This window comes from Sphingobium fluminis, assembly GCF_037723805.1.
Taxonomy (GTDB): Bacteria; Pseudomonadota; Alphaproteobacteria; order Sphingomonadales; family Sphingomonadaceae; genus Sphingobium.
The window spans coordinates 1-2,459 of sequence record NZ_JBBJUK010000015.1 but is presented as its reverse complement, the minus strand read 5'-3'; the positions used below and the strand labels follow the sequence as shown (position 1 = coordinate 2,459).

At 63.8% G+C, this 2,459-nt stretch carries 3 protein-coding genes; all 3 read right to left on the bottom strand.

What is annotated here, in order from left to right; translation table 11 throughout:
* Positions 1–24: 24 nt before the first annotated feature.
* A complete protein-coding gene (tnpC, locus tag WG907_RS18130) occupies positions 25–1,557 on the bottom strand; it encodes an IS66 family transposase (RefSeq protein WP_340235012.1) in 1,533 nt (510 codons plus the stop codon).
* 61 nt (positions 1,558–1,618) lie between these two features.
* Entirely contained in the window at positions 1,619–1,966 is a 348-nt protein-coding gene (gene tnpB / locus WG907_RS18125) for an IS66 family insertion sequence element accessory protein TnpB (RefSeq protein WP_340235010.1), read from the bottom strand.
* Entirely contained in the window at positions 1,963–2,322 is a 360-nt protein-coding gene (tnpA, locus tag WG907_RS18120) for an IS66-like element accessory protein TnpA (protein ID WP_340235008.1), read from the bottom strand. Before tnpA ends, tnpB begins: the two co-directional genes overlap by 4 nt.
* Positions 2,323–2,459 lie beyond the last annotated feature (137 nt).

The following is a 2,459-nucleotide window of genomic DNA, read 5'->3' as shown; positions in this document are numbered from 1 at the left end:
GTAAGCGTGGCCTAAGTACCGCCGCTATGCGGCTTGGGCGACGTCTTGCTCGCTCGGCTGCCAGTTCCACGGCATGAGCTCATCCCAGCGAGTAGCGGGCCAGTCGCCAGCGATCTTCTCGATGACATCGGCGATGTAGGCCTGCGGTTCGATGCCGTTGAGCTTGGCGGTCTCGATGACGGAATAGATGGCGGCAGCCCGTTCGCCGCCAGCCTTCGATCCGGCAAAGATCCAGTTCTTGCGGCCGATCGCCACGGGGCGGATCGCACGCTCGGCGATGTTATTGTCGATCTCGGCAACGCCCTCGTCGATGTAACGGGTGAGCGCATCCCAGCGCTTGCGGCCATAGCTGAGCGCCTTGGCCATGTTGGACTTGGGCGACAGGCGGCGCAGTGCATCGTCGATGATCGAGCGTAACTCGTTCACCTGAGGCCTGCTTCTGTCCTGCCGATGCCGGCGGCGCTGGTCGGGTGGCTGCCCGCGTATCTCTTCCTCGATCCGGTAGAGAGCGGCGATCCGATCCAGCAGGTTGCTCGTCAACGGCGTCGGGCTGGTGGCGTGGTTCTCGAATATCTTGCGCCGGAAATGCGCCCAGCAGGCGACTTCCTGGATGCGGTTGCTCCTGTAGAGCTTGTCGAAGCCCGCATAGGCATCAGCCTGTAGCAGCCCGGTAAAGTCCTTGAGCTCGCTTTGCGGGTGCACGCCGCTGCGATCAGGGGTGAAGCGATACCAGGCCAGCGCGGGCGTGGATGCGCCAGCAGCACGATCATCGACGACATAGGCCCAGAGCCTCGCCTGCACCGTCTTGCCCTTGCCGGGCATCAGCATCGGCACGGGCGTGTCATCGACATGGATCTTGCCGGCCTTGATCCCTTCTTCCCGGATGCGACTGACGATCGGGTCAAGCAGATGTGCGGCCTGTGCTGCCCAGCCTGCCAGCGTCGATCGGTCGATATCCAGGCCCTGCGCCGCCATCATCTCGGCCTGGCGATAGAGGGGGAGATGATGATCGAACTTGGCGACGACGACATGGGCGAGCGTGGAGAAACTGGCCTTGCCCCGGGCAATCGCCTTTACCGGCGCCGGAGCTTGCACGATCTGTTCGCAGGATCGGCAGCTATATTTAGGACGGACGGTGCGGATGACGCGCCATTGCACCGGCGCGACATCGAGCATCTCGTCGCTGTCCTGCCCGAGCGGACGCAGGGCGCCTCCACAGGAAGGACAGGTGCAGGTGCCTGCTTCCGGCTCAATCCGGCGTTCGGCCCGTGGCAGATGCGCCGGCAAGGCGCGGACCGGTGCCGGACGCTCCCTTCGATCCGCCTGGACCTTGCGGATATCGGCAAGCTCGGCTTCGCCTTCCAACTCCTCAAGAGTGAGTTCGAGCTGTTCGATCTGGAGGGACAGCTTCTCCGAAGACTGGCCAAAGGTGAGCCGTCGGAGCTGGGCCAGTTGGAAACGCAAGGTATCGATCAGCGTGTCGCGGGCCGCCAGAGCTGCCTCCAGCTCGGCGATGCGGGCGTCCTTATCGACGGGGGAAGAGCCTCGATCCGACACCTCGGAATAGTATCAAAGAGGCACCACCGATGCCAGATAAACCCACAGGAATCCGTACTTTTTAGCCCGCCAGCAGCGGCGCGACTGTCCGTTCCGGGCGCCTCCAGTCTATGCCTTCAAGCAGCATCGAAAGCTGCGCCGAGGTCAGGCCGACTTTGCCCGTCTTCGTCACTGGCCAGACGAACCGGCCACGGTCCATCCGCTTGGAAAACAGGCATAGGCCCTGGCCATCATACCAGAGCAACTTCACCAGATCGCCACGCTTGCCCCGGAAGGCGAACAGCGCTCCGGAATGCGGGCTTTGTTCCAGCACCTGCTGGGCCAGCACCGCCAGACCGTCAAAACCCTTGCGCATGTCGGTGGCGCCACAGGCCAGATAGATCCGGGTGGAAGGTGGCAGCGGGATCATCGCGTGAGAATGGCAATGACCCGTGCCAGGGCCTCGGCATCGACACCGGCGTCCACGGTCAGCTTCACGCCCGAGGGCAGTTCGATACCGATATGACCGCCGGGCGCCGACAGTGTCGGAACCGGGGCAGAAAGCTCGACCTCCGCGAAACTGGGCAATGCTGCTGGCCTGGCACCGCCAAGCTCGCCCGACATCGCCTGCCGACGCCAGGTGTAGATCGACCCGCTGCCGATCGCGTGTCGCTTGCAGGCGTCACCAACCGAACCCTCGGGGCCGAAGGCATCGCGCAAGATCGCCAGCTTCTGCTCCACTGTCCAGCGGCGCCGACCCGCAACGACCTCAATCCGAGTGCTCATACGACCGCTCGTATGAGCACTCATATGAGCGCTCGCTGGTCCACCTTCGATCTCGTTATCCATCGCCGCTCCCTATCCGAGCGGCAATCAGCCCTTCATCCCGCTACCGCGCAAGGCGGTCTCGGCGCCACGCTTAC